Genomic DNA, 24,099 nt, shown 5'->3' with positions numbered 1-24,099 from the left:
CTGAGCCAGGATCAAACTCTCCAATAAAGTATTGAAAAGAGCGATAAGCTCATTTTGAATCTGACGAGATTAAAAATCTCATTTGTGCTCCAGTTGATCCAAGCCAAGGCTTGTTTCCAACTTTCGCGTTCATTCTGCAAGCAGAATGTTTACTCACTCGTTGTTCAGTTTTCAAAGATCAAACTCGTTTTTTCGTCACCATTTTCTCTCAGCGGCGACTTTTATAATATATCACACTTCATTTGTTTTGGTCAAGTGTTTTTTTGAAATTCTTTTTCGAAGTTCGTAATGAACTCCTTCATTTCATCTAAAGCATCTAACCAAGCAAGCAAAGCAACGAGATATAATGTACCATATAAATATCCTATGAGTCAACTATCCGAACAAAGAAATTTTCAACCCTAATAATAGCCCCACACCTGGCAATCCCAAAACAGTTACAGTCCCTATCGTTGCTGGGTTCAGCGGGATGTAGGTTCCTGTAATCCAGCCGGAATAATTCACGATATATATCCCTACTGCAGCCAGCACCAGATGAATTCCAAATGACGTGAAAAACGATAACCCTATCCGCTTTCTGAATAAAATAACGATAAGCCCCAGTAACGATATAACCAATACACTTCCCAGTATGATACTCTTCATATATTACACCTCCGTGTTTAATGTAAACGTGACTCTACATACTACCCCCTCGCTGTGATGCAACATCATCATTCGCTCTGGCTCGCTTTGCTCTTCTCAAGTGGATCTGGTACTTCCGCTCAGCTGCCTCCAATACATAAATAGCATAATCAATCTCATCCTGCCCCTGTGCATCTTCAAACTGTCTCATAGCCCGTTCCCATTCCTGCTTAGCCATCTGAATATCTGCATAGATCTGATCCGCCTCAAGTTCCTTCAACATTCTGTTGTGTTTCTCTACCGAGTTCCGTGTATTTCGCCACAAAAACATAAACTCTCCTCCTCCTGATCAGCACAGCATATTCTCATACTTATCAGGGAAAGGACAAACTTAGAACTCAGGCATTCATTTTCTTCACAAAAAAAAAGAGAGCCCTAAGGCTCTCTTTGCACATCGAAACTTATTTAGCATCAGAAGTTTCCAAGGAAGTCCGCTGTGTAATACAAATTGATCACACTAACGCATCTCCCTGCGCCCTTCCAACGCTTTGGAAAGGGTCACTTCATCCGCATACTCAAGATCGCCACCTACAGGCAATCCATGCGCAATTCGAGTCACACTGATTTCAAACGGACGCACCAACCGGGAGATGTACATTGCTGTAGCTTCACCCTCAATATTGGGGTTCGTTGCCAATATGATCTCTTTTATACGTTCATCACTTAATCGAACCAGGAGTTCCTTCAAACGAATATCGTCTGGGCCAATTCCCTCCATAGGTGAAATCGCGCCCTGTAACACATGATAGTATCCATCGAATTCCTTGGTGCGCTCCATGGCCACCAGATCTTTCGAATCCTGAACTACACAGATTACAGAGACATCTCTGGACTTATCCTGACAGATGCGACACGGGTCCGTATCAGTGATATTACAACATACAGAACAGTAATGAAGATTACGCTTCACACTTACGAGCGCTTTGGCAAAATCGATAACGTCATCTTCCTTCATGTTAAGCACATGAAAAGCTAAACGCGCTGCCGTCTTGGGACCCACACCCGGCAACCGGGTGAAGGCATCAATCAGCTTGGCTATTGGTTCGGGATAATACAATCGATTGCGTCTCCTTTGACAGGATCAATTTTTTAATTAAAATAATCCCGGAATATTCATGCCGCCTGTGAACTTGCCCATATCCTTGTTGGCAATCTCATCGGCTTTGGCCATTGCATCATTAACAGCTGTCATAACGAGATCTTGCAACATTTCAACATCTTCCGGATCTACCGCTTCAGGTTTGATCGTGATAGCAAGCAATTTCTTGTGTCCGTTAACTTCAGCCGTCACTACACCGCCACCAGAAGTACCTTGGACTGTTTTGTCCGCCAGTTCCTCTTGTGCTTTCAGCATTTGCTCCTGCATTTTCTTCACTTGTTTCATCATTTGGTTCATGTTGTTCATAATTGTTCATCTCCTTTTGTTATGGTTATCGCGCTATGCGCATTATTCTTTGATCACTACAAGGTCCTCACCAAAGAGCTGGATGGCTTCATCAATCCAAGGCTGTTTGTTGCCTGAACCGCCGTCTTCATGCTCAGGTTCAAGCTTAAAGTCCTCCTTTGGCGCTTCAGGAGCTCCCTCCATTGCTCCGGTCCAATCTTTGAGCATCATCGTCACCAATCGTGCAGGTCGCCCAAGCTGTTCGGACAACACCCGCTCAATGACTTCACGGTTAGCCTGCTTTTCCGTTGTTTCACGGTGAATGTTGTTTTTAAAAGCAACCAACACATTGTCTTCAAGCAATGATACCGGCTCACCATCCACAAACCAGGCGTGAACGGTAACCCTCTCTTCCTTCACTCGTTGCAGGATCTGACTCCATTTTTTGCTGATATCTGCGAACTCAGGGGCTCCCTTGCGCGCAACATACTGATCCAACTGTGCAGGAAGCTTCGCAGGCGAATTGCCTCTCGATACAGGGGCCCTTGTTGCCGGACGAGATGGAGCACTCGATGCACCTTCTCCACCAGACAAACCACTTTTAAGCGCACGATCCAACTTCTTCTCCAACTCAGCAAGTTGCTGCTTCAAGCGGTTGATCTCTCCCCCATCAGCAGGTGCTGCATGAGCTGAAGCTCCCACCTGAACAGAAGCCTCACCTTGAGCTGGAATACTACACAGTTTAAGCAATGCAACTTCAAATAATGTCTGTGGTTGTACTGCATATTTCATTTCACTCTGGTACCGATTAAGGGTGTCAATCATGTGGAACAGTTGTTCCTTGGTGAATGACTCCGCCATATCACGGAAAGCTTCCGGATTAAGTACCCTGTCCGTCAGTTTGTCTGCACCAGGCACCATCTTAATCATAAGCAAATCACGGAAATAATACAGTAAATTCTCCATGCATTTGTCTGCACTCTTTCCTTCATGCATGAAACCTTCAATCATCTGCAAAATATGACCAACATCACCCTTGAGCAGCGAAGCAGCCAATTTGGCAAATTGCTCTGAAGCAATTCCACCCGTCATGTCCATGACCTGCTGGTACGTTACTCGTCCATCCGTAAATGAAGAGATCTGATCCAGCACACTAAGTGCATCCCTCATTCCACCGTCCGATAAACGGGCAATGTATTGGAGCGCATCTTGGTCCGCTTCCATGCCTTCCTGTTCACAGATCAGTGTAAGTCTTGCTGTCTGCTCTTCCAGGGATACCCGGCGAAAATCAAATCGCTGACAGCGCGATATAATGGTAGCCGGAAGGCGGTGTGGTTCTGTTGTTGCCAAAATAAACATCACATGTGGTGGTGGCTCTTCCAATGTTTTGAGCAAAGCATTGAATGCCTCCGTTGTCAGCATGTGTACTTCATCAATAATATAGACTTTCTGCCGGACTTCGGTTGGCGCATATTTAACCTTTTCCCGAAGATCACGGATTTCTTCAACGCCCCGATTGGATGCAGCATCAATCTCTTGCACATCCATCACAGCGCCAGTCGTAATTCTGCGGCAAGCTTCACACTCGTTACAAGGTTCAGGCGCAGGCCCACGTTCGCAGTTCACAGCTTTGGCCAAAATCTTGGCGGCACTTGTCTTTCCCGTTCCTCTGGGCCCGCTAAATAAGTAGGCATGGGAAGTCCGCTGTTCACGAATCGCGTTCTGCAAGGTCTGAATAATATGCTGTTGCCCCACCATATCTTGAAACGACTGGGGACGCCAAGCCCGGTATAACGCGATATGCTCCATGATGCGTTACCTTCCTTCCACTTCGCATTCGAGTCCTTTGTCGTTCCCCTATTATACTATATTCTAGGGTGAATCCAAACTTTATCTGACTCATTCATGCGTGGTTTATTAAGACATATCAAAAAGACCTCTGCATACATACAACTGCAAAGGTCTCTACATTTAAAAGGTAAGCCGTGCACCTGCTATCGATATTTGCGATCCAAGTGGCACCCCTGAACAATAGCTCGGGCTAGGCAACCCTCCGGCACAAGAGTGATCTCACTTATGGCTGCTTCCTTCCGGACCTGACCAGGTTCATGAGTACTCATTGCGGAGGACCCAACCGTCAACACCACGTTTAGGGACCAAACCTCACATCGGCAAAACCTCTAGCAGGAATTCAACCTCGCTATAGCGGATTGCGAGTTACAGGGCACCGCTACCTCCCCATCTAGCACGGTAAGAAATAGTATAACGTAAGGTTATCCAAATTGCAACCAGAGGAACGTGAATGCGATTATGCTTACATATAACATATAAAAACCCCTGCCAGATCAGCAGGGGTGTGTTGGATGCGATTAGCAGACAACTCCAAGAATTGTCCTATTAGATTCCGTATTTCTTTTTGAAACGATCAACACGGCCGCCAGCATCGATAAACTTCTGTTTACCTGTGAAGAACGGGTGGCACGCGGAGCAAATCTCTACACGAAGTCCGTCTTTAACCGAACCTGTCTCAAAAGTATTCCCGCAAGCGCAAGATACTTGACCAATCGTGTAATTAGGATGAATTGCTTCTTTCATTACCTTTCACCTCTTTCCGCCCTGAGCCTCAAGCGGACCCAGAGTAAATGGCACAACTCTGAGATTATAACACGGCCTTGTGCCTGTTGCAATCCATTATTGTTATAAGGTAATCAACCGTTTTGGACGTGCCATTCCAGCTGGCGGAACATGGGTATACGATCCGATCACAACATCAGGCAACTCGTCTTCAAAAATCTCAATCATCTGCTTCATACCCAAGATATCACCTTGAGCAGGAGGAATTAATTCCAGATAGCTCTCTGGATCAATATTGAGATTACGCATCTGAATCAAGCGTAGATCGGTTCTTCTTGCAAACTCAATCATCGCCTCAATCTCTTCTTCACGATCTGTTACACCTGGAAAGATCAGATAGTTTATGGACGTGTATACGCCCTGCTGCGCTGCGTATTTCATCGACTTCTCAACATTGGCTAAGGTATAACCACGCGGTTTATAGTAGGCGTTATAATGGTCATCCAGTGCACTAATTGTACTTACGCGCATCAGATCCAATCCAGCATCTACAATACCTCTAATGTGATCATTCAGACCGGCATTGGTATTAATGTTGATATACCCCATGTCCGTTACGGAACGCACTTCGCGAATCGCTTCAATAATCAGCTTGGCCTGCGTGGAAGGCTCCCCTTCACAACCTTGTCCAAAACTAATGATGGACTCCGGCGTCTTCAGGTGTTCCATCATAACCTCCACAATCTCATCCACACGCGGTCGGAAGTTCATACGTGTCTGCGGGGAAACAAAGCCGCTATCATCCGGTTGCTCGGAGATACACCCGAAACAGCCCGCATTGCAAGAATAGGATACCGGCACTCCACCTTCCCAACGATTCAGGAACGTGTTGGATGAAGTTAGACATTCATATCCAAGCGCACAGTTGGATAGATGGGTGTAGAGACGGTTCTCGGGGTATTGCTCCGTCAATCGTTTAACCCCGGAACGCACATCGTCACGATCACAGTTAAGCGGATTCCATTGGTCAGGACTATCTGACTTCGAAGCCGTAACATAGAAACCGCCATCTTTCCAAACCACTGCGGAATAACCGAACAAAGGCAACTTATACTCCTTATCCGTCTTCACATACCCTGGGAGACACAAACGAGTGAATCCCTGTGGAAGCAATGCACCTACAGCCTGTGTGTCTGTTGGCATTGGCAGCATCTCACCGGTGTCTGGGTCCATACCAATGGGCCGGGTACTCGGGAGTCCAACCAACGTTGCACCTTCTGGCAGAGGAATCAACTCATCCTCCATAATCTCAACGATCATATCTCCACTGCGGGCAAGCCCGTACAGGGAAGGATGATCAAATACATTACCTTTTTCATCTGCGTATACTAAATACATGATGTTCTCCTCACATCTAATGGGTTAAACCTAACGACGAGTGTATTGTAACATTCACAGCATTGCTGCAAAAAGAAAGTGATTAGTCGAACGAGACTTACGTCGATGTACCTGACGTTGCTGTCTGTCTAGGTGAGCGACGGGTTGTTGTTGTACCCGAATTACTTGTCGGGCTGTTACCAGCCGAATCAAATGCCGCCAAAAACTCTGCATTTGTCTTGCTGTTACGAAGTTTTTTCAGGAATCCTTCAACAAAGTCATGGGAATCATTCATGTTTTTACGAATCGCCCAGATTGTATCCAACTCTTCCTTGCTGAGCAACACTTCTTCACGACGTGTACCGGAACGACGAATGTCGATTGCCGGGAATATGCGGCGCTCTGCCAGACGACGGTCCAGATGGAGCTCCATGTTACCTGTACCCTTAAACTCTTCATAAATGACGTCATCCATACGTGAACCGGTATCAATTAATGCCGTTGCCAGGATGGTCAAGCTTCCGCCTTCTTCCACATTCCGGGCAGAACCGAAGAAACGTTTCGGACGATGGAATGCAGCTGGGTCAATACCACCACTAAGCGTACGACCGGATGGTGGAATAACCAGGTTATATGCACGGGCAAGACGTGTAATGCTATCCAGCAGGATAACGACATCCTTTTTAGCCTCAACCAGACGAAGCGCACGTTCAAGCACCAGTTCCGCCACCTTGATATGATTCTCAGGCAGTTCATCAAATGTTGAAGCCACAACTTCCCCTTTTACCGAACGCGACATATCCGTTACTTCCTCTGGACGTTCATCAATCAACAGGACAAACAGTTCAATTTCAGGATTGTTAGTTGAGATGCTGTTGGCAATTTCTTTGAGGAGAAGCGTTTTACCCGCTTTGGGAGGTGCTACGATCAATCCGCGCTGTCCCAATCCTACCGGGGCGAGCACATCCATAATGCGTGTGGACAAATGGTTGGGGGATGTTTCGAGAACCAGTTTTTTCTGCGGATACAGTGGGGTTAGTGCCGGGAAGTGAAGTCGCTCTGCAGCCGCCGATGGATTCTCACCATTTACAGCGTTGACTTGCAACAAACCGAAGTATCTCTCGTTTTCCTTAGGCGTTCTACACTTACCTGATACGAGGTCACCTGTTCTTAGGTCAAACTTGCGAATCTGAGAAGCTGAGATGTAGATGTCTTCCGTACTTGGCAAGTAGTTAATCGGCCGAAGAAATCCATAACCTTCAGGTAAAATCTCGAGTACGCCTTGCATGAACATCAGGCCGCTTTGTTCTGCTTGTGCACGTAGTATAGCAAAAATTAATTCTTTCTTTTTTAACGTACCATAGTAAGGTATCTGATATTTTTTGGCCAGTTTGTAGAGGTCCGTTAGTTTCATTTCTTCCAAATCGGAAATTTGTAGATCCATATAATAACCACCTATTCAATTAATAAGTCCGTGTGAAATGGATAGTTTCGCTAGATGTTCCGGCTATAGAGAGCGGCGTCTGCCACAATCCCTTCTGTCCATTGTACGGAATGTAACCGTTATAATGCAAATACTTGTCTTTGAGTGTAAGTTTCCGGGTGGGATGGCCAACATTCGGCAAGATCCGCTATTGAGTGAACGATGCATTGAGGCGATCAATCCGGATAGACCGGCTATGGAGCGCAGTTCAAACAAAACCGGGGGTTGGGGATGAGAAATGATGTTCTTACAGCCATATGAAGTTTATTTCAAAAAAAGACCCTCCGGTAAAGGAAACAGAAACATTTCGTCTTATGCCGGAGAGGCTGAGAACTCTATTAAAACAGGTTTACCTAATCATCAAAAAGATATGCAGTTCAGTTAAAATAAACATGTGTAGGACTGAATCATGCATAACGTTTCCTATTAATCAGTTTCCCGCCATACATCTGCACCGAGCAGGCGCAGATTAGTCACCAGATGATCATAACCGCGGTCAATATATTCGACCCCCGTCACTTCAGTCACACCTTCACTGACGGTGAGACCTGCAATCACCAGTGCTGCTCCAGCGCGAAGATCGGATGCTTTTACTTTGGCCGCGTTTAATGCACTGCCTTCAATAATCGCTGACCGTCCTTCTACTCGAATCTTTGCACCCATCCGCACTAACTCAGGCACATGCTTGAATCGATTACTGTATACAAAGTCGCTCAGGACACTCACACCAGTTGCCTGTGTTAAAACACTTGTCATTGGTGACTGTAGATCCGTTGGAAAACCAGGATATACAAGTGCCTTCACGTCCACATGGTTATAGCTTGGTTTACCAATGACACGTATACTTTCATCCAATTCCTCAATGCCAACACCCATCTCCAGAAGCTTTGCCGTTAAAGCTTCCAGATGTTTGGGAATCACATTGTCAATCAGAACATCTCCGCGCGTCGCCGCTGCAGCGATCATATACGTACCTGCTTGGATACGGTCCGGAATGATGGAATGACGGCAGCCTTTAAGCTCCGAGACCCCTTCAATACGGATCGTTTCGGTACCTGCACCCTTGATGCTGGCACCCATGGAATTCAGAAGTGTTGCTACATCTATAATCTCAGGCTCTTTAGCCGCGTTTTCGATAATTGTAGAGCCTTTGGCACGAGTAGCCGCCAGCATGATATTAATGGTTGCGCCGACACTGCTTACATCAAGATAGATTTTTGCTCCGCGCAGCTCTTTGGCATGCAAATGAATGGAGCCATGTTCGTTTGTTACGGTTGCGCCAAGCGCTTCAAACCCTTTGATATGTTGATCAATTGGACGAGGCTCAAAATTACAGCCCCCTGGTAAACCTATGGTCGCTTCTTTGAAACGCCCTAGCAATGCACCCATCATATAATACGAAGCACGAAGCTTCTTCACGGGACCATTCGGCATAGGAATGGATTTGATGTCAGAAGGGTCTATCTTCATCTGACTGCCTTCCCAAGTCACATGTGCTCCGAGTTCCTCCAAAATTTCTGCATAAACCGCCACGTCACTCAAAAGCGGCAGGTTGTCCAACACGACTTCTGACTCGGCAAGCAATGCTGCAGGAATAAGCGCAATGGCGCTGTTCTTGGCGCCGCTTATAGTTACAGTTCCCTGTAACGGACGTCCGCCACTAATCATCAATTTTTCCATAAAGCTTAATGTCCCCCTACGTGTTTTGCAGCCGATGAACGGCAATACGTGCTGTTGGCTTCCGATGTAGAAATAAGGTGTGAAAATGGAAAGACACCGGCTAGGCGGTGTTTTTCCATTTCACAGTATGGAACTGGTAAAGATAAATTACGCTTTGTTGTTAGAACCAAACTCGCGGATTTTACCTTTAACGGTTTCTTTAATTGCTTCACGGCCTGGTACGATGAATGTACGTGGATCGTAAGCGTCTGGTTTAGCTGCAAGCACTTCACGAACCACTCTTGCAAAAGCAATTTGGTTCTCTGTGTTTACGTTGATTTTGGACGTACCCAGGGAAATGGCTTTGTCGATGTCGTGTTTAGGAATACCTGTACCACCGTGCAATACGAGTGGAACTTGTACCGCGTCACGAACTTCTTCCATTTCTTTGAAGCCCAGGTTAGGCTCGCCATGGTAAGGACCGTGTACGGAACCAAGAGCTGGTGCCAATGTATCGATACCTGTTTCTTTAACGATACGGATACACTCGTTCAGGTCAGCGTACATGATACCACCGATAACGTCGTCTTCTTGTCCACCTACAGTACCTACTTCAGCTTCTACAGAAACGCCTTTAGCGTGTGCATATTCAACAACTTTTTTAGTCATTTCGATGTTCTCATCGATAGAGTGGTGGGAACCGTCGATCATTACGGATGTGAATCCAGCGTCGATCGCTTCTTTACACTTTTCGAAGCTTGAACCGTGGTCCAGGTGAATTGCAACTGGAACAGTGATTTTCATGTCGTGAATGAGTCCTTCTACCATTTTAACTACAGTGTAGAAGCCACCAATGTGACGTGCTGCGCCTTCGGATACACCCAGGATTACTGGGGATTTCTCTTCTTCAGCAGCACCAAGAATCGCTTGAGTCCACTCAAGGTTATTGATGTTGTATTGACCAACTGCATATTTTCCTTCAAGTGCTTTGTTCAACATGTCTGTCATAGATACTAATGGCATGGTTTCAATCCTCCTAGGGGTTTGGGTTGTGTCTATGGTTTTTAGCCGAAATCACATACGGGCTTATTATACCACATCCCATGTCAAATACTAAACAAGCATTTGCAAAAATGCTGTGCTTTGCAGCACAGTTTTCATAGACACCTCTTTATAACTTCCCCATTTCCAATATTCCCCGGATGAAGGAGTGAAATACCCCATTCTCCCACCAAGTACCTTCTGTGTTCTCCACACGCAAAAAAATCCTGTATCAACAGGATTCAGCTGCATTTATTGGCGGTACCATTGCGAAGTTGCATATTCACAGCCACTCGCATCTCGTCGATATCAAATGGTTTTGTAAAGTGCATGAGCGCTCCGAGATCCGTTGCTTCCTTAATCATGTCCAGTTCACCATAAGCGGTCATCATGATGACCTTGATACCCGGATCAATATCTTTAATATGCTTCAGGATTTCCAGACCGTCCATCCCAGGAATCTTCATATCGAGCAATACCAGGTCAGGCTTGTCATTATTCACAATCTCCAGAGCAACCTTGCCGTTGGGTGCTTGAAACGTGTTATACCCCTCACTGCTGAACACTTCCATTAACAGGATTCGAATACCATTCTGGTCATCAACAATCAAAACTTTTTTATCTTCCACTCTGTAACCTCCTAGAATTAGGAAAGCATGTACATCTTTGAATCTGGATAACTATCCCATAGTCGTCATGATAAGTATTCTACCTCTTCCATTAAAATCCTGCTACATTCACAAAATGACAAAAAGCATATCCATCTGCTTTTTACGCAAAAAAAGGGATGTTCTGGCATCCGCTATGGTTGCCAGGAACATCCCCAATATCTATTACGTTAAACAATAAAACCATGTATTACTTCTGCGCATTCTCCAGAGAAGCTTTTACAAACTCACGGAACAATGGTTGCGGACGGTTCGGACGGGAAGTGAATTCCGGATGGAATTGTACCGCCAGGAACCATGGGTGTCCTGGAAGTTCCACGATCTCAACCAGACGTCCATCCGGAGATGTACCCGAGATAACCAGTCCTGCTTTTTCGATCGTTTCACGGTATTCATTGTTGAACTCATACCGGTGACGGTGTCTCTCATACACCAGCTCATCATCATAACAAGCCATCGCCAAAGAACCTTCCTGAAGCTTACAAGGATACAGACCCAGACGCATCGTGCCACCCAGATTTTCGATATCTTTTTGCTCAGGCAACAGGTCGATCACCGGGAATTCCGTAGCCGGATTAATTTCGGAACTGTTCGCACCATTCAAACCAACGATGGAACGTGCATACTCAATAACGGAAACCTGCATACCCAGGCAAATACCGAAGAACGGAATTTGTTTCTCACGAGCATAACGGATTGCCGATACTTTACCTTCAATACCACGATCTCCGAATCCACCAGGAACAAGGATACCGCCAATACCATGTAACAAGTCGCCTACATTCTCATCCGTAATATCTTCAGAAGGAACCCAGCGAATTTTCACATCAGCATTGGATGCAAATCCTGCATGAGACAACGACTCAACAACACTCAGGTATGCATCATGCAACGCTACATATTTACCAACAATAGCGATCTCAACTGTATGCTCCAACTTGTTGATCCGGTCAACCAGCCCTTCCCACTCGCTCATATCCGGTGCAGGAGTAGTCAGTTTCAGGTGATTTACCACGATCTCATCCAAGCCTTCTTCACGCAGGTTCAAAGGTACTTGATACAACGTGTCTGCATCACGACATTCAACCACGGCATTCTCATCAATGTCGCAGAAGAGAGCGATCTTGGCTTTCATGTCTTTAGACAATTCATACTCCGTACGGCATACAATCACATTCGGTTGAATACCAATGCTGCGTAATTCCTTAACACTATGTTGCGTTGGTTTTGTTTTCACTTCACCAGCTGCTTTGATATAAGGAATAAGTGTTACGTGGATGTACATCACATTGTCGCGACCTACATCACTCTTGATCTGACGGATAGCTTCCAGGAAAGGCAAACTCTCAATGTCGCCCACTGTTCCGCCAATTTCCGTAATAACCACATCCGAACCCGCTTCACGTCCAGCGCGGAATACACGCTCTTTGATCTCGTTCGTAATGTGTGGAATAACTTGTACCGTTCCACCCAGATATTCCCCGCGCCGCTCTTTGCTGATGACGGAAGAGTATACTTTACCAGTCGTGACGTTGCTGTTTTTGGAGAGATTGATGTCAATAAAACGTTCATAGTGGCCAAGATCCAGATCCGTTTCCGCGCCATCATCCGTTACAAAAACCTCGCCGTGCTGATAAGGACTCATTGTTCCCGGGTCGATGTTAATATATGGATCAAATTTCTGGATCGTTACCTTAAGCCCTCTGTTTTTCAGCAATCTGCCCAGAGAAGCAGCCGTAATCCCTTTGCCCAGGGAGGACACAACTCCGCCCGTCACGAAAATATACTTTGTCACTGTTATTACCCTCCTAATATAAGTACAGAAATTCAGGCGATATATGGTGTTATCGTAACCTGTTTCCCAGGTAATCATCGTTAAAAAGAGCAATGGCAGAAATTCCCTGCATCTGCGAACTGCTCTTTCTGCGAAGACGGTTTAAATACACGTTGTTCTACAGCAAAAAATGGTGCAAACATTCCGGTAGCCATCATTTCATTTCGTGTTTTTGATATACAAAAACGGGCCACGAAATGTTGGCCGGGAGCATGCGGAAATGAAAACTTTTTGCAAAATTATGCCTCTAAAAATACAAAAAAAAGTACTCCCGCAGGACGGGGCACCTTCTATAAAAAACATAAATATATTGTCGCTCATTCATAAGCCCATGCAATAGTTTACCCGTTACCCCGTCTGCTGTCAAGGCTGACTATTCCGGGGAAACGGGTAAATTATAGACGTCAAAAATGACTACCGATTATCAGAATCGTCGTCAAATTCATCCTCGTTTTCGGACTCTTCTTCGTCTTCTTCGAGGTCTTCATCTTCCAGATCGTCATCTTCAACCAGCACTTCTTCTTCGCTGTCTTCTTCGTCAAAGATGTCGTCTTCTTCTTCCTCTTCTTCGTCTTCTTCTTCGTCTTTATCCGTGCTGTCGAAGTCTTCATCGCTGCTATAGCTGTCTTCTTCTTCACCGAAGTCTTCATCTTCCAGATCATCGTCTTCATCGTTGATGATACGCGGACGCTTCGCACCCGTCATGGAATCTTCTGTTCCAGCTACCGGATACCAGCGCTTCAAGCCCCACAGACTTGTACCGACGCAAGCAAAACGGCCATCGATATTAATCTCGGTATATAGCTGGGCGATAAACTCGTTGATTTCTTCATCAGTCATTCCGCGCTGCTTCGCTACCTCATTCATTAAGTCACGATAGTAATACGGCGTATTAGCCGCTTTCAGCACCATAAAGGCAAGGTCCACCAAAGGGATCTCTTTTACCTTTTCTTTATCAATTTTCAAATTGAGCGAGGTACTCACTGCAGACACTTCCTCTCACACAAAATTCACTTTTTAACCCCTACGAACTGGACTGTTACGTATAACATATCCATTAACAAACCTAAGTAAAACCTATTTAGCGTTAAAAAGCAAGTTTTTATGTACGGATGTGACGCAAATGCGGAGAGCAGCAACAATATGTCCATATATTCATCGTGAAGTGACATCGAATCCACAGGAATACCCTCTTTGTCAAAGAGACAACTCCATAATAAAAAAGACGGAGTCCCCTCCGCCTTCTGACTGTATACCCTTGGAGGATTACTCCTCACCAGGTTCCCCGCAAGAGCCCTCTAGCTCTCCATCCATCATATGTCCCTGCGCCCGTTTTGACACGAAGTGAATGTGTTTTTGTAAAAAAAGGGCAAGTTCCCCATGCGGCGGGATGAGCGCATTCATAGAATACCTCAGCATGTTCATCCCGAAGGGGGCTGCCCATTATGGACTATACTGGTTTATTGCATCAATTGATTGACGGAATGCGACGCCCTGAACCAGAACAGGGAGGGCGATATTTGATCCGATTTGCCAAACCGCAGCAGTACGAGGCCTGTCTCGTAGAATTGTCCCGAATGCGGAATGAATTCACAGACCTTGGGGCTGTCCGTTCCTCTCGACTGGCTCGTTCCATTATCGCTCCAGTCCAACGCCCGGAGGACCTATACCGCTATGGGGATGAAATTACGATTGAAGCAGACGTTCCCATCTCCCTTCATGCCACCGCACTCCACAGCAAACCAAGCAATGCTCAAGGCATACCCTGGGGAGTGAAGCAGATTCGGGCGCCCAAAGTATGGTCTGTGTCTACCGGACACCGGATTAAAATCGGTGTGATTGATACAGGTGCTGATTATCACCATCCTGATCTTCGTTATTCCCTGGCACGCGGAATCAATCTGTTAAACCGCAGCCTGCTTCCTCATGATGATAACGGACACGGCACCCACATTGCAGGGACTATCGCTGCTGCCAACAGTACCGCAGGCATGATTGGTGTAGCTCCACGCTCCCTGATCTATCCGGTGAAAGCATTTGACCACAACGGATCGGCTTATGTATCCGACATTGTACTTGGCATCGACTGGTGTGTACGCAACAAGGTCGATATCATCAATATGAGCTTTGGCATGAAAACACGCAGCAAGGCGCTTCTTGACGTTGTCAACCGTGCGTACCATGCTGGAATCGTTATTGTTGCTTCATCAGGAAATGATGGCAAACGCCGCAGTATTGATTACCCTGCACGGTATCCCCAGACCATATCTGTTGGGGCAACCGACAAAAACAGACGTATTGCGTCCTTCAGCAATCGTGGCGCATATGTGGATGTCTATGCACCCGGTGATAAGATCGTCTCCTCCTGGGTACAAGGCAAACATCACGAGATGAGCGGAACCTCCATGGCGACCTCCCATGTGAGCGGCGCTATCGCCTTGCTGCTCTCCAGACATCCGGGGTTATCCCCTAGTGAAATCAAGACACTCGTCAAACGCGCTACGATCCCGTTGCGCGCTCGCAAGACTACCACAGCAAAAAGCAAGGTGCGTGGTGGTGAGATTGATGCCCTGAAGCTAATGCAGGAGGGCGGGGAATGAATCAGCTCTGTCAGCCGTCAGCAGAACTTGATTGAGGCTCATGGCGAAAACGCTGTAGCCCTGCCCAGGTAATACGCACGAGGGAGTATTACGTAGTGGCTGTGACTCTAGGTTACGCCCACTGTGATGTCAGCGCAGGTTAGTGTGCCTTGGATGGACCAGGCATTTCGTTTTCTTCAGCTCCGGGTACACAACAAAAAAAGTCTCCATGTCCACGTTGCAACTTCAACGTGGACATGGAGACTTTTTGCCTTAGGCAGAGCGGCGGATAGGCCGCGAGCCTGGAATTTACATTTTGTCAGGAGCGGTTACGCCTACCAGACGAAGCGCTGTTGCGATAACGGTACGCACAGCACCGATTAGTGCCAGACGTGCTTGAGTTTGCTGCGCGTCTTCCGTAATGACACGTTCTGCACGGTAGTAGCTGTGGAACAGGGATGCCAGCTCGTATACATAACGGATGATACGATGAGGCGCATATCCCGTTGCTGCTGCCGAGATTTCCTCAGGCAACTCTCCCATTTTGCGGAGAAGGTCATACTCGTGCTCTGTTGTCAGCTTGGACAGGTCAATCTGTGCCAGTGGCAGCAGTTCAATACCTTGTTCCTCAGCCTGACGGTATACGCTGCATACACGTGCATGCGCGTATTGTACGTAGAATACCGGATTCTCATTGGATGTGGAAATGGCAAGGTCCATGTCAAAGTCCAGATGGGAGTCCATGCTGCGCATTGTGAAGAAGTAACGGATCGCATCAATCCCGACTTCATCCATCAGATCTTCCATCGTTACAGCTTTACCTGTACGCTTGGACATCTTCACTTTTTCACCGTTCTGGAACAAACTCACCATCTGTGCAATCAAGACCACCAGTTTCTCAGGGTCATTACCCAGTGCTTGCATCGCGGCTTTCATCCGTGGAATATATCCATGGTGATCGGCACCCCAGATGTTGATCATCGTGTCGTATCCACGAGCATATTTGTCGCGGTGATAAGCAATATCTGGCGTCAGGTAAGTATACGTGCCATCGTTCTTGATCAATACACGTTCTTTGTCGTCACCGTACTGCATCGTTTTCAACCAAGTTGCTCCATCTTGCTCATAGATCTCATTGCGGTCACGCAATTCATCAAGTACTCGCAGCACTTCTCCGTTGTCGTACAGGGAAGTTTCGCTGAACCAGATGTCAAAGTTAACACGGAAGCGATTCAAGTCACGTTTGATCTTGTCCAGTTCCTTCTCCAGACCAAAGTCACGGAAATAAGCCGCACGGTCACCCGGATGCATGGACAGCAATTCGTCACCCTTTTCAGCAACAAGCTGCTTGGCGAATCCTTTAATATCTTCACCGTGATAACCGTCTTCAGGCATCTCAGCATCCTGACCCAACTCTTGCAGATAACGAGCTTCAATGGAACGAGCCAGATTAAACACCTGATTACCTGCATCATTAATGTAGTATTCACGGGTTACATCATATCCTGCATAATCAAGGATGTTACATAGTGCATCACCTACAGCTGCTCCACGGGCATGACCCAGATGCAAGCTACCTGTCGGGTTGGCACTGACAAACTCCATCTCGACTTTACGTCCTTCTCCGATGTTAATTCTTCCGTAATCTTTACCCTGCTCCTGCACAAGCGCAAGTACTGGATAAAGGTAACTCTTGTCCAATTTGAAGTTAATGAATCCTGGGCCCGCAATCTCAGCCTTCTCGATTCCGGCTTCAGCCAGATTCAGATTGGCAATGATCTCTTCAGCAATCTGACGCGGATTGCGCTTGGCAATCTTGGTCAGCTGCATGGCAGCATTGGTCGCCAAGTCTCCGTGTGTCTTCTCACGCGGCACTTCCAATGTGATAGCTGGCAATTCGTCCTGCGTAACAATCCCGGCCGCCATAATGGCGTTACCAATGGCCGTGCTTACCCGTTCGTTAATCGTATCTAGTGGATTACGTGTCATGAAATTGGTTCCTCCTGTATATGCAAACTAATCGCGAAATGTCCGGATTCTTCATCAAAGCGGTAAAAGTCGTAGCTCCACGCTGCGCGTGCGCTCAATCCCTGAATGGAAAGTTCCAGCTTCTGTGTATGCGTGGACAGGGCAAACGACATGTATGGTGATCGGTAGAAACCAGGAAGCTTCCGATTCAATTCAAAAGTCTGCTCCGATTCCACCTCACCATGACGTATAATCTTGATGGATTGTCCGCCCAGCTTCAATGTTGTACGGGTTGTACCTCCCTCAGGTCCAACCTGCGGTTCTTCATAACGAACATAAAGAACAGACCCTTTTAACACGGCTTCACCCTGCATTTCCTGCAGCACATCTTCACCTTCATAACGGCTGTGCAGCCGGATGTGTACCGGTCGCATGTTCGACATGAATGTTAACCTCCATTATATTCGAGGCGACGCAAAATCAGGCACGGCTGGTGAGAACAGCCCTTCCCGTATTGTTGTGTCGCTATACGCGCTCATATTCCCGGATAGCTCGCTATCCTACACTCTACTGTATAACTATATCCAGTTCCCTCGCTCAATTCAAATCCAAATTCAGAGTTTTTTCCTCATCAAGCCAAAAAAAGAAGAGCCGCACCCGTAAAGTGCAACTCCCTTTTACTTCATTATAATAAGATTCGTTCATCCGATCAGGCCCATTGCGATTCATAAGGAAAAGGACATGTCGACTCACTCAGCTTCGCTCGCACCTGTACGAGACAACCACAATGCCGACAAGTTGTGCCATATTGCAATCCCGGACAAGCAGAGCAGATAGATAGCCGACGTTCATATTCCTCATCCTGTACCGTCGGACGCGAACGTGAGGCAATCTCCACAAGTCTGGCCATTTTGGCATCGCTAATCTTCACATCGTACTGATCATTACAGCCCTTGCAAGTTTCCTGCCTTTTCATGCATTAACCCTCTACAGCGAGCACCCCAACCGATGCTGGTGGAAGGACAAAACGCAGTGTGTTATTCTCCAGTGTGAGTCCTTCCCACGCCACAGGCTGAACACGATTCGGCTGTTCAAAGGTATTGAATGCACCAAAATCAGTATGGTGCAGAATCTGCCCGGTTACTTTAGCCGCTTGAGCTGCGTCCAGCTGACACACAACTTCCAACTCATCCGTGTGACTCAGATTACAAGCTGTCACATGAATGACCCCATCCTTGTTGCGGGAAGCTGATAAGCTGAGCTGCGGAATGGTCTCTTCTCCGAATGTGTATCCTGGGCTTTCATAATTCAAATCCAGTCGCTGTGCATCCATATGGACCTGATACATATCAAATACATGATACGTAGGGGTCAGGAGCATTTTGTCCCCTTCCGTGAGCACAAGCGATTGAAGCACATTGACGATCTGAGCAAGATTTGCCATGTGTACCCGTTTATTATGTTGGTTGAAAATATTCAGGTTAACACCTGCAAGCACAGCGTCCCGCATCGTATTCTGTTGATATAGGAACCCTGGATTAGTTCCTGGCTCAACGTTATACCACGTGCCCCATTCGTCCACAATAATGCCAACTCTGCCCTCTGGATCATATTTGTCCATAATCTCGGAGTGCTTCACCAGTAATTCATCCATATGGAGCGTCTTTTTCAAGGTGGTGAACCATTCAGCCTCATCAAATCCTGTAGCTGCGCCTTTATCGTTCCACTCTCCTGTAGGGATGGTGTAATAATGAAGACTGATTCCATCCATAAAGCGAGCAGCCTCCCGCATCAGGACTTCCATCCATTCATAGTTACCTTCGTTCGGACCGCAAGCGATTTTATAAATCTCGTTCCCGGAATAGTTTCGTACATATGTAGCATACCGGCGATATTCATCCGCATAATATTCAGGACGCATATTGCCGCCGCATCCCCAGTTCTCATTTCCCACGCCAAAATACTTCATTTTCCACGGTTCTTCCCTACCGTTACTCTTACGCCAGTTCGCCATCGGCGATTCGCCGTCAAACGTGATGTACTCCACCCATTCCTGCATCTCCTGCACTGTACCGCTACCCAGGTTGCCACTGATGTATGGCTCCGTGCCCAGCAACTCACATAATCTCAAGAATTCATGTGTACCAAAGTGATTGTTCTCTTCCACACCGCCCCAGTGTGTATTGATCATACGAGCACGCTCACTCTTCGGACCTACACCATCTTTCCAGTGATATTCATCGGCAAAACAACCGCCTGGCCAGCGAAGTACTGGAATATTAAGCTTCTGCAAGGCCGTCAATACATCATTTCGAATCCCATCCGTATTCGGAATAGGTGAATCTTCTCCTACCCACAGCCCCTCATAAACACAACGTCCCAAGTGTTCGGAAAAATGACCATATATATTGCGATTTATTAATCCTTGATCCGAATCCGCCTTTAAAATAACATCAACCATGATTTCAACCTCCATATAATGTATTGTTATCGCTTACAATAACTCGTTTTAGAGTAGGTTTCAACCGTTTTTATTTCTAAACAAACAAGCCTCTTCCTGTGTAATTGATTAGGAAGAGGCTTGTTTGTTATATAAATTCATACAGAGACTTACCAAATTGATTTTTATACATTTCTAATTTGGATTTGCCCGTTTATTATTTCAGAATAACAGGCTACTTAATCCTGCTCTGAAGGCAACAACATTTTTTGTGTCCACGTCGTTCCACCATCTATAGTCTGATAGATCGAAGGAGAGTTATCACTTGTGACTACGAGCCAACCCGTCTTGGCCGATGGGAACGAGATACGGGAACTGTATCCCGGATCTTTCAGGTCAATATTTTTCCACGTGGAACCTGTATCATAAGAACGTCCAATACCCACTTTGCCCGCTGCCGGTGAACCCGCAGATAGATAAGCCGTCTGATTACCAATCAACGCCATGTTGCCGGGATGACCACCCGGGTTGGCTGGTCCGTTCCCTTTGCCCGTACTGTTTGTACCTGGTGCAGGACCTCCCCCTGCTGTGGATTGCGCAAATACTTGGGTCCAGTTCTTGCCTTGATTACCGCTCGCATAGAGGGAGTAGGATTGTTGGGACATGCCTGCATCACCATACAGAAGGGCCCATACTTGTTGGCCATGTGCATACAGATCCGCTCCGCTCCATGTGTCTGAGACAACTCGAAGAGAGGTTGTCCAGTTCTTGCCGCCATCACTCGTTTGCTTCAGATGATATCCCGATCCAGGTACAACCACGACGGCATACCCTTGTTTCTCTGTCGCAAAGGCAGCTGCACGCGTGTTGGCAGGCGTATTCAATCTACTCCAGGTTACCCCGCCATCCTTCGTCTGATATGCACCATTATAGGTGTAACCATAACCTACATCTTTATTGCGAAAATCGATTCGCTTGAATTGAATGCCCGGCGTATCGAGCCGCGTCCAGTGCGATCCCCCATCATGGGTACGGATCAGATAGGTTGCAGGTGAATTTTTCACTTGTGCCAACGCATATCCATTCACATTATTCGGAAAATCAAGCTGTGTGAATTGCCACTGCCCGGTATATATGGACTGCCACGTACATCCTGCATTCGAGGTGCCGATCAGGAAGCCTTCACCCCCAGCTCGTCCAGTCGTATCATTTAGAAAATCAATGTCGGTAAATTGCAATCGTTGCTCTTCCACACCACTACCTTTTTTCAGTGTAGCAGAGAGTCCATGATCTCCCTTTCCACATGCCTGTGAAGATGCAGCGTTAGCACCTGATAGCGTATGTACTGGACCGATTCCCCAAGCCAGCGTTAACGATAATGCGAGTGCACCAATTCGTTTCCATGTCATTGAACTCTTGGTTGTCATCGTAACACCTCCTTCTATGGTTTTACCCAAATTTGATGGTTCTAACGTAACAATCGGATTAACCCCTATGACAATTTTGCAAGAAAAAAACCACCTTCACCCATGATTGGATCATGTAGGCAAGGGTGGTGCATCAACAAACGTTGTGTACTCTAAGTTAAATGGGATACGTCCCCACAGCAAGGATAACAAAACTGATACTTAATAAAAGGGATAAATATTAAGATGGAGTCATGCCAAGGCAGGAAATCTGCATGTGCGAACTATACTAACACATGAAATAAATGGTAGAGACAAGGGAACGTACGTGCTATAATTGATTTTATGGACTTTTGAATATCGGTGGATGTTTTCCCGACCACGGCGCAGCTTCCCGAGAGGGGGTGACGTCGATGGTCAAACTTGTGGCGTTGCTTGATGTGATCCGATGGATTGCTGCGATCCTCAGTATTGTACTGAGTGGACGAAAGCTTTACCGTTGGTTACGCAAAAAGTTTCGTAGCAAGCGAAAACCCACCTCATAAGGTTGGCGCCTAACGGTGGGTTTCGCTTGAATAGCATTATTCAGTTCATGCGCGCCGTGGCAATCCACAGCCTTTCGGGTCCTAAGAGTCTTTACCGTTGGTAGCGGTAAAGGCTCTTTTTAGTATATGACCGAACCCGAGCACCATATACTTCACGAATGTAATATATCAATTAATATACTACTGAATACTTATGTAGTCAGTATAGCACAGCTCTTTCCAAAAGTTAAATTAAGTTAAGTTAACTTAACTTAATTTAACTTCGTTATTTGGTTTGCCAGAATACTTTTGGTCCAGCAATCAATTCCGTTCCTTAAGCTAGAATAGTTGAGGACACAGGGATAAACGTGAACAAAAAACGCCCTCCCTGCGCTAATTTGAAACTGCGCAGACAGAGAGCGTTATCTTTATCAATTATTCTGTGATTATTTCACAAATCCAAGTAGCATTTCACGGATCAGCTTCGCAGCTACAATCTGTGTCTGTTGTGTTGGATCATAGATTGGTGCAACTTCAACCAAGTCACAACCAACTACATTTACATCAGATCCTGCGATCATATGAATGGCTTCCAGCAGTTCCTTGGACGTAATGCCGCCCGCCTCTGCTGTACCTGTTCCTGGTGCTGCAGACGGATCAAGTACATCGATGTCGATGGTTACGTATACCGGACGATTGCCCATCTTCGGAAGAGCTTCCTTCATTGGAGCTACCACTTCAAATGGATAGAAGTTGATGTTCTCGCGACCATACTGGAACTCCTCACGGGAGCCAGAACGGATACCGAACTGATAGATGTTTTGGCCACCCATCAACTCAGCTGCTTTACGTACTGGCGTGGAGTGGGACAATGGCTCGCCTTCATAGTTTTCACGAAGGTCAGCGTGTGCATCAATATGAATCAGGATAAGATCCGGGTATTTCTTGTACATCTGTTGGATGACTGGCCAAGTAACCAGATGCTCGCCACCGAGACCAACTGGGAATTTGTCGTCAGCGAGCAGACTACCGATGTATTCATGAATTACTTCAAGGCTGCGTCCCGCGTTACCGAAAGGCAAGAGCAGGTCTCCAGCGTCAAAGTATGTCATGTCTACAATGCTTTTGTCGAGATATGGGCTGTACTCTTCAAGTCCAACCGATGCTTGACGGATATGAGATGGGCCGAAACGGGAACCCGGACGGAAGCTGACGGTATAATCCATCGGCATGCCATAGATAACCGCTTTGGAGTTCTCATAATCCTCAGAGCTGCAAATAAATACGTTTCCTGAATAAGCTTGATCCAGTTTCATTAATGATTTCCCCTTTTATTTCGTTAAATCTTCCACGAATTTAGGAAGTACAAATGCTGCTTTGTGCAGACGCGGAGAGTAATACTTGGTATCCATCTCCGGGATTTGAGTCTCATCCACCTCAAGCGGGTCATGTTTCTTGCTACCCATAGTGAATGTCCACAAACCACTTGGATAGGTTGGAATATTACAGCCGTACACATGTACGATCGGGAAGATTTCTTTGACGTCTTTGTTCACCTTCTGGATCAGATCCGCCTTGAACCAAGGGTTGTCCGTTTGGGCAACAAAAATTCCGTCTTCTTTCAATGCTTCGTAGATGCCTTGGTAGAACCCACGCTCAAACAATGGCGCAGCCGGGCCTACAGGCTCCGTGGAGTCTACGATGATCACATCGTATTCATTTTTATGTTCAATAATATGCATATAGCCGTCGTTCACGAGCACTTCAACATTAGGCTCGTCCAACTTGCCGGCGATTTCAGGCAAATATTTTTTAGAGTATTCAATGACTTTACCGTCAATTTCGACGAGAACTGCTTTTTCTACAGCAGCATGTTTAATGACTTCACGAATGACTCCGCCATCGCCGCCACCAACAACCAGAACTTTTTTCGGATTCGGGTGAGTGTTCAGCGCAGGGTGTGCCGCCATTTCGTGATATACGAATTCGTCTTTTACAGTCGTCATCACCATGCCATCAAGAAGCAACATGTTACCGAATTCTTCGGTCTCTACCATGGCCAAATCTTGAAAATCCGTTTTCTCTGTAACATAGGTCTGCTTAATCTTCGCGGTGATCCCGAATACCGGGGTCTGTTTCTCCGTAAACCACAATTCCATAATCTCTACCTTCTTTCCGTAAAGTTAATGATCAGCCATACCCGATCCAGCGCTGTGCACTCTAATCGGTTCGCCCAAGCACGTCCAGCGTCCGGCGCCATATCGCGTTATAATTGCTGGCCTGCGGGAAAGGTCCGCGGTTCACTTCATTATATAGATTAAATTGACCAGAGCGTGCAGAGCGTCTGACTAATCAATGAATCAATGACCATTCGTCTGTTCGTCCTTACGCGCTTTAGTATCTTGTGCCGAATCTTACCTTTTCATTACCCTTTTGCATTATACGCGATTGACGTTTATACTGCAAAACGGTTTTAAG

General features: G+C 46.4%; 22 protein-coding genes and 1 other RNA gene. 2 read left to right on the top strand and 21 right to left on the bottom strand.

The features are described from left to right. Nucleotides 1–375: 375 nt before the first annotated feature. The 14 genes from IFU39_RS31715 to rpoE all read right to left on the bottom strand — a co-directional run bounded on the left by IFU39_RS31715 (nucleotide 376) and on the right by rpoE (nucleotide 13,688). Nucleotides 376–645: a pro-sigmaK processing inhibitor BofA family protein gene (locus IFU39_RS31715; RefSeq protein ID WP_036607241.1), complete on the bottom strand. Its 270-nt coding sequence runs from the start codon at nucleotides 643–645 to the stop codon at nucleotides 376–378. A gap of 34 nt (nucleotides 646–679) precedes the next feature. Continuing rightward, nucleotides 680–907: a DUF2508 family protein gene (locus IFU39_RS31710; RefSeq protein ID WP_192136423.1), complete on the bottom strand. Its 228-nt coding sequence runs from the start codon at nucleotides 905–907 to the stop codon at nucleotides 680–682. A 234-nt stretch (nucleotides 908–1,141) separates the two neighbouring features. Then, nucleotides 1,142–1,741 (bottom strand): recombination mediator RecR, encoded by a 600-nt coding sequence (gene recR / locus IFU39_RS31705; RefSeq protein ID WP_036607246.1) that lies wholly within the window; start codon nucleotides 1,739–1,741, stop codon nucleotides 1,142–1,144. Between the two features lie 36 nt (nucleotides 1,742–1,777). Next, nucleotides 1,778–2,089: a YbaB/EbfC family nucleoid-associated protein gene (locus IFU39_RS31700; RefSeq protein ID WP_036607248.1), complete on the bottom strand. Its 312-nt coding sequence runs from the start codon at nucleotides 2,087–2,089 to the stop codon at nucleotides 1,778–1,780. 42 nt (nucleotides 2,090–2,131) lie between these two features. Next, nucleotides 2,132–3,877, bottom strand: coding sequence for a DNA polymerase III subunit gamma/tau (dnaX, locus tag IFU39_RS31695; protein WP_192136422.1), 1,746 nt, complete (start codon nucleotides 3,875–3,877; stop codon nucleotides 2,132–2,134). A gap of 174 nt (nucleotides 3,878–4,051) precedes the next feature. After that, an RNA gene (ffs, locus tag IFU39_RS31690) (signal recognition particle sRNA large type) lies at nucleotides 4,052–4,319 on the bottom strand. Nucleotides 4,320–4,465: 146 nt separating this feature from the next. Then, nucleotides 4,466–4,663 carry a 50S ribosomal protein L31 gene (gene rpmE / locus IFU39_RS31685; RefSeq protein ID WP_036607255.1) on the bottom strand — a complete coding sequence of 66 codons (198 nt, stop codon included), beginning with the start codon at nucleotides 4,661–4,663 and terminating at the stop codon, nucleotides 4,466–4,468. Nucleotides 4,664–4,765: 102 nt separating this feature from the next. Then, on the bottom strand, nucleotides 4,766–6,040 hold the full coding sequence (locus tag IFU39_RS31680) for a radical SAM protein (RefSeq protein WP_091020183.1): 1,275 nt from the start codon (nucleotides 6,038–6,040) through the stop codon (nucleotides 4,766–4,768). Nucleotides 6,041–6,137: 97 nt separating this feature from the next. Beyond that, nucleotides 6,138–7,463: a transcription termination factor Rho gene (gene rho / locus IFU39_RS31675; RefSeq protein ID WP_036607258.1), complete on the bottom strand. Its 1,326-nt coding sequence runs from the start codon at nucleotides 7,461–7,463 to the stop codon at nucleotides 6,138–6,140. 465 nt (nucleotides 7,464–7,928) lie between these two features. Continuing rightward, a complete protein-coding gene (locus IFU39_RS31670) occupies nucleotides 7,929–9,182 on the bottom strand; it encodes a UDP-N-acetylglucosamine 1-carboxyvinyltransferase (RefSeq protein WP_036607261.1) in 1,254 nt (417 codons plus the stop codon). Nucleotides 9,183–9,329: 147 nt separating this feature from the next. Then, entirely contained in the window at nucleotides 9,330–10,184 is an 855-nt protein-coding gene (gene fba / locus IFU39_RS31665; protein WP_192136421.1) for a class II fructose-1,6-bisphosphate aldolase, read from the bottom strand. A gap of 260 nt (nucleotides 10,185–10,444) precedes the next feature. After that, on the bottom strand, nucleotides 10,445–10,831 hold the full coding sequence (locus tag IFU39_RS31660) for a response regulator (RefSeq protein ID WP_091020184.1): 387 nt from the start codon (nucleotides 10,829–10,831) through the stop codon (nucleotides 10,445–10,447). Nucleotides 10,832–11,060: 229 nt separating this feature from the next. Beyond that, nucleotides 11,061–12,665 (bottom strand): CTP synthase, encoded by a 1,605-nt coding sequence (locus IFU39_RS31655; RefSeq protein WP_076217010.1) that lies wholly within the window; start codon nucleotides 12,663–12,665, stop codon nucleotides 11,061–11,063. 453 nt (nucleotides 12,666–13,118) lie between these two features. After that, nucleotides 13,119–13,688: a DNA-directed RNA polymerase subunit delta gene (rpoE, locus tag IFU39_RS31650; RefSeq protein ID WP_091020187.1), complete on the bottom strand. Its 570-nt coding sequence runs from the start codon at nucleotides 13,686–13,688 to the stop codon at nucleotides 13,119–13,121. 461 nt (nucleotides 13,689–14,149) lie between these two features. On the opposite strand from rpoE, the gene IFU39_RS31645 reads away from it, so the two are divergent. Continuing rightward, nucleotides 14,150–15,304 (top strand): S8 family peptidase, encoded by a 1,155-nt coding sequence (locus IFU39_RS31645; protein ID WP_091020189.1) that lies wholly within the window; start codon nucleotides 14,150–14,152, stop codon nucleotides 15,302–15,304. 288 nt (nucleotides 15,305–15,592) lie between these two features. Here IFU39_RS31645 and argS read toward each other — a convergent pair whose 3' ends face one another. The 5 genes from argS to IFU39_RS31620 form a co-directional block, all read right to left on the bottom strand. Continuing rightward, entirely contained in the window at nucleotides 15,593–17,272 is a 1,680-nt protein-coding gene (gene argS / locus IFU39_RS31640) for an arginine--tRNA ligase (RefSeq protein WP_105602499.1), read from the bottom strand. Beyond that, nucleotides 17,269–17,694, bottom strand: a complete 426-nt coding sequence (locus tag IFU39_RS31635) for a DUF1934 domain-containing protein (protein WP_017691299.1) — start codon at nucleotides 17,692–17,694, stop codon at nucleotides 17,269–17,271. The genes argS and IFU39_RS31635 overlap by 4 nt, the downstream gene beginning before the upstream one ends. A gap of 266 nt (nucleotides 17,695–17,960) precedes the next feature. Further along, nucleotides 17,961–18,227 carry a DUF6171 family protein gene (locus IFU39_RS31630; RefSeq protein ID WP_192136420.1) on the bottom strand — a complete coding sequence of 89 codons (267 nt, stop codon included), beginning with the start codon at nucleotides 18,225–18,227 and terminating at the stop codon, nucleotides 17,961–17,963. Between the two features lie 3 nt (nucleotides 18,228–18,230). After that, nucleotides 18,231–19,712, bottom strand: a complete 1,482-nt coding sequence (locus IFU39_RS31625; protein ID WP_192136419.1) for an alpha-N-arabinofuranosidase — start codon at nucleotides 19,710–19,712, stop codon at nucleotides 18,231–18,233. Between the two features lie 218 nt (nucleotides 19,713–19,930). Then, nucleotides 19,931–21,118, bottom strand: a complete 1,188-nt coding sequence (locus IFU39_RS31620) for a WD40/YVTN/BNR-like repeat-containing protein (protein WP_192136418.1) — start codon at nucleotides 21,116–21,118, stop codon at nucleotides 19,931–19,933. Between the two features lie 392 nt (nucleotides 21,119–21,510). Between IFU39_RS31620 and IFU39_RS33340 the strand changes: the two genes are divergently transcribed. Next, nucleotides 21,511–21,642: a hypothetical protein gene (locus IFU39_RS33340; protein WP_017691304.1), complete on the top strand. Its 132-nt coding sequence runs from the start codon at nucleotides 21,511–21,513 to the stop codon at nucleotides 21,640–21,642. 425 nt (nucleotides 21,643–22,067) lie between these two features. On the opposite strand, the gene speB is transcribed toward IFU39_RS33340, so the two are convergent. Further along, on the bottom strand, nucleotides 22,068–22,937 hold the full coding sequence (speB, locus tag IFU39_RS31615) for an agmatinase (RefSeq protein ID WP_192136417.1): 870 nt from the start codon (nucleotides 22,935–22,937) through the stop codon (nucleotides 22,068–22,070). A 15-nt stretch (nucleotides 22,938–22,952) separates the two neighbouring features. Further along, nucleotides 22,953–23,780: a polyamine aminopropyltransferase gene (gene speE, locus IFU39_RS31610; RefSeq protein WP_017691306.1), complete on the bottom strand. Its 828-nt coding sequence runs from the start codon at nucleotides 23,778–23,780 to the stop codon at nucleotides 22,953–22,955. Nucleotides 23,781–24,099 lie beyond the last annotated feature (319 nt).

The sequence above is a fragment of the Paenibacillus sp. CFBP 13594 genome, assembly GCF_014842675.1.
Classification (GTDB): Bacteria; Bacillota; Bacilli; order Paenibacillales; family Paenibacillaceae; genus Paenibacillus; species Paenibacillus amylolyticus_B.
The sequence above is the reverse complement of the archived record's forward strand: the minus strand, read 5'-3'. Positions and strand labels throughout refer to the sequence as shown.

Excerpts from the sequence above, each read along its gene's own strand:
- IFU39_RS31630 (WP_192136420.1), bottom strand. The coding sequence starts at position 18,227 with ATGAAAAGGCAGGAAACTTGCAAGGGCTGTAATGATCAGTACGATGTG.
- IFU39_RS31645 (WP_091020189.1), top strand. The coding sequence starts at position 14,150 with ATGGACTATACTGGTTTATTGCATCAATTGATTGACGGAATGCGACGC.
- dnaX (WP_192136422.1), bottom strand. The coding sequence starts at position 3,877 with ATGGAGCATATCGCGTTATACCGGGCTTGGCGTCCCCAGTCGTTTCAA.
- speE (WP_017691306.1), bottom strand. The coding sequence starts at position 23,780 with ATGGAATTGTGGTTTACGGAGAAACAGACCCCGGTATTCGGGATCACC.
- IFU39_RS31625 (WP_192136419.1), bottom strand. The coding sequence starts at position 19,712 with ATGGTTGATGTTATTTTAAAGGCGGATTCGGATCAAGGATTAATAAAT.
- rpmE (WP_036607255.1), bottom strand. The coding sequence starts at position 4,663 with ATGAAAGAAGCAATTCATCCTAATTACACGATTGGTCAAGTATCTTGC.
- IFU39_RS31680 (WP_091020183.1), bottom strand. The coding sequence starts at position 6,040 with ATGTATTTAGTATACGCAGATGAAAAAGGTAATGTATTTGATCATCCT.
- rho (WP_036607258.1), bottom strand. The coding sequence starts at position 7,463 with ATGGATCTACAAATTTCCGATTTGGAAGAAATGAAACTAACGGACCTC.
- IFU39_RS31620 (WP_192136418.1), bottom strand. The coding sequence starts at position 21,118 with ATGACAACCAAGAGTTCAATGACATGGAAACGAATTGGTGCACTCGCA.
- fba (WP_192136421.1), bottom strand. The coding sequence starts at position 10,184 with ATGCCATTAGTATCTATGACAGACATGTTGAACAAAGCACTTGAAGGA.
- IFU39_RS31715 (WP_036607241.1), bottom strand. The coding sequence starts at position 645 with ATGAAGAGTATCATACTGGGAAGTGTATTGGTTATATCGTTACTGGGG.
- speB (WP_192136417.1), bottom strand. The coding sequence starts at position 22,937 with ATGAAACTGGATCAAGCTTATTCAGGAAACGTATTTATTTGCAGCTCT.
- IFU39_RS33340 (WP_017691304.1), top strand. The coding sequence starts at position 21,511 with ATGGTCAAACTTGTGGCGTTGCTTGATGTGATCCGATGGATTGCTGCG.
- IFU39_RS31670 (WP_036607261.1), bottom strand. The coding sequence starts at position 9,182 with ATGGAAAAATTGATGATTAGTGGCGGACGTCCGTTACAGGGAACTGTA.
- argS (WP_105602499.1), bottom strand. The coding sequence starts at position 17,272 with ATGACACGTAATCCACTAGATACGATTAACGAACGGGTAAGCACGGCC.
- IFU39_RS31700 (WP_036607248.1), bottom strand. The coding sequence starts at position 2,089 with ATGAACAACATGAACCAAATGATGAAACAAGTGAAGAAAATGCAGGAG.
- IFU39_RS31710 (WP_192136423.1), bottom strand. The coding sequence starts at position 907 with ATGTTGAAGGAACTTGAGGCGGATCAGATCTATGCAGATATTCAGATG.
- IFU39_RS31635 (WP_017691299.1), bottom strand. The coding sequence starts at position 17,694 with ATGTCGAACATGCGACCGGTACACATCCGGCTGCACAGCCGTTATGAA.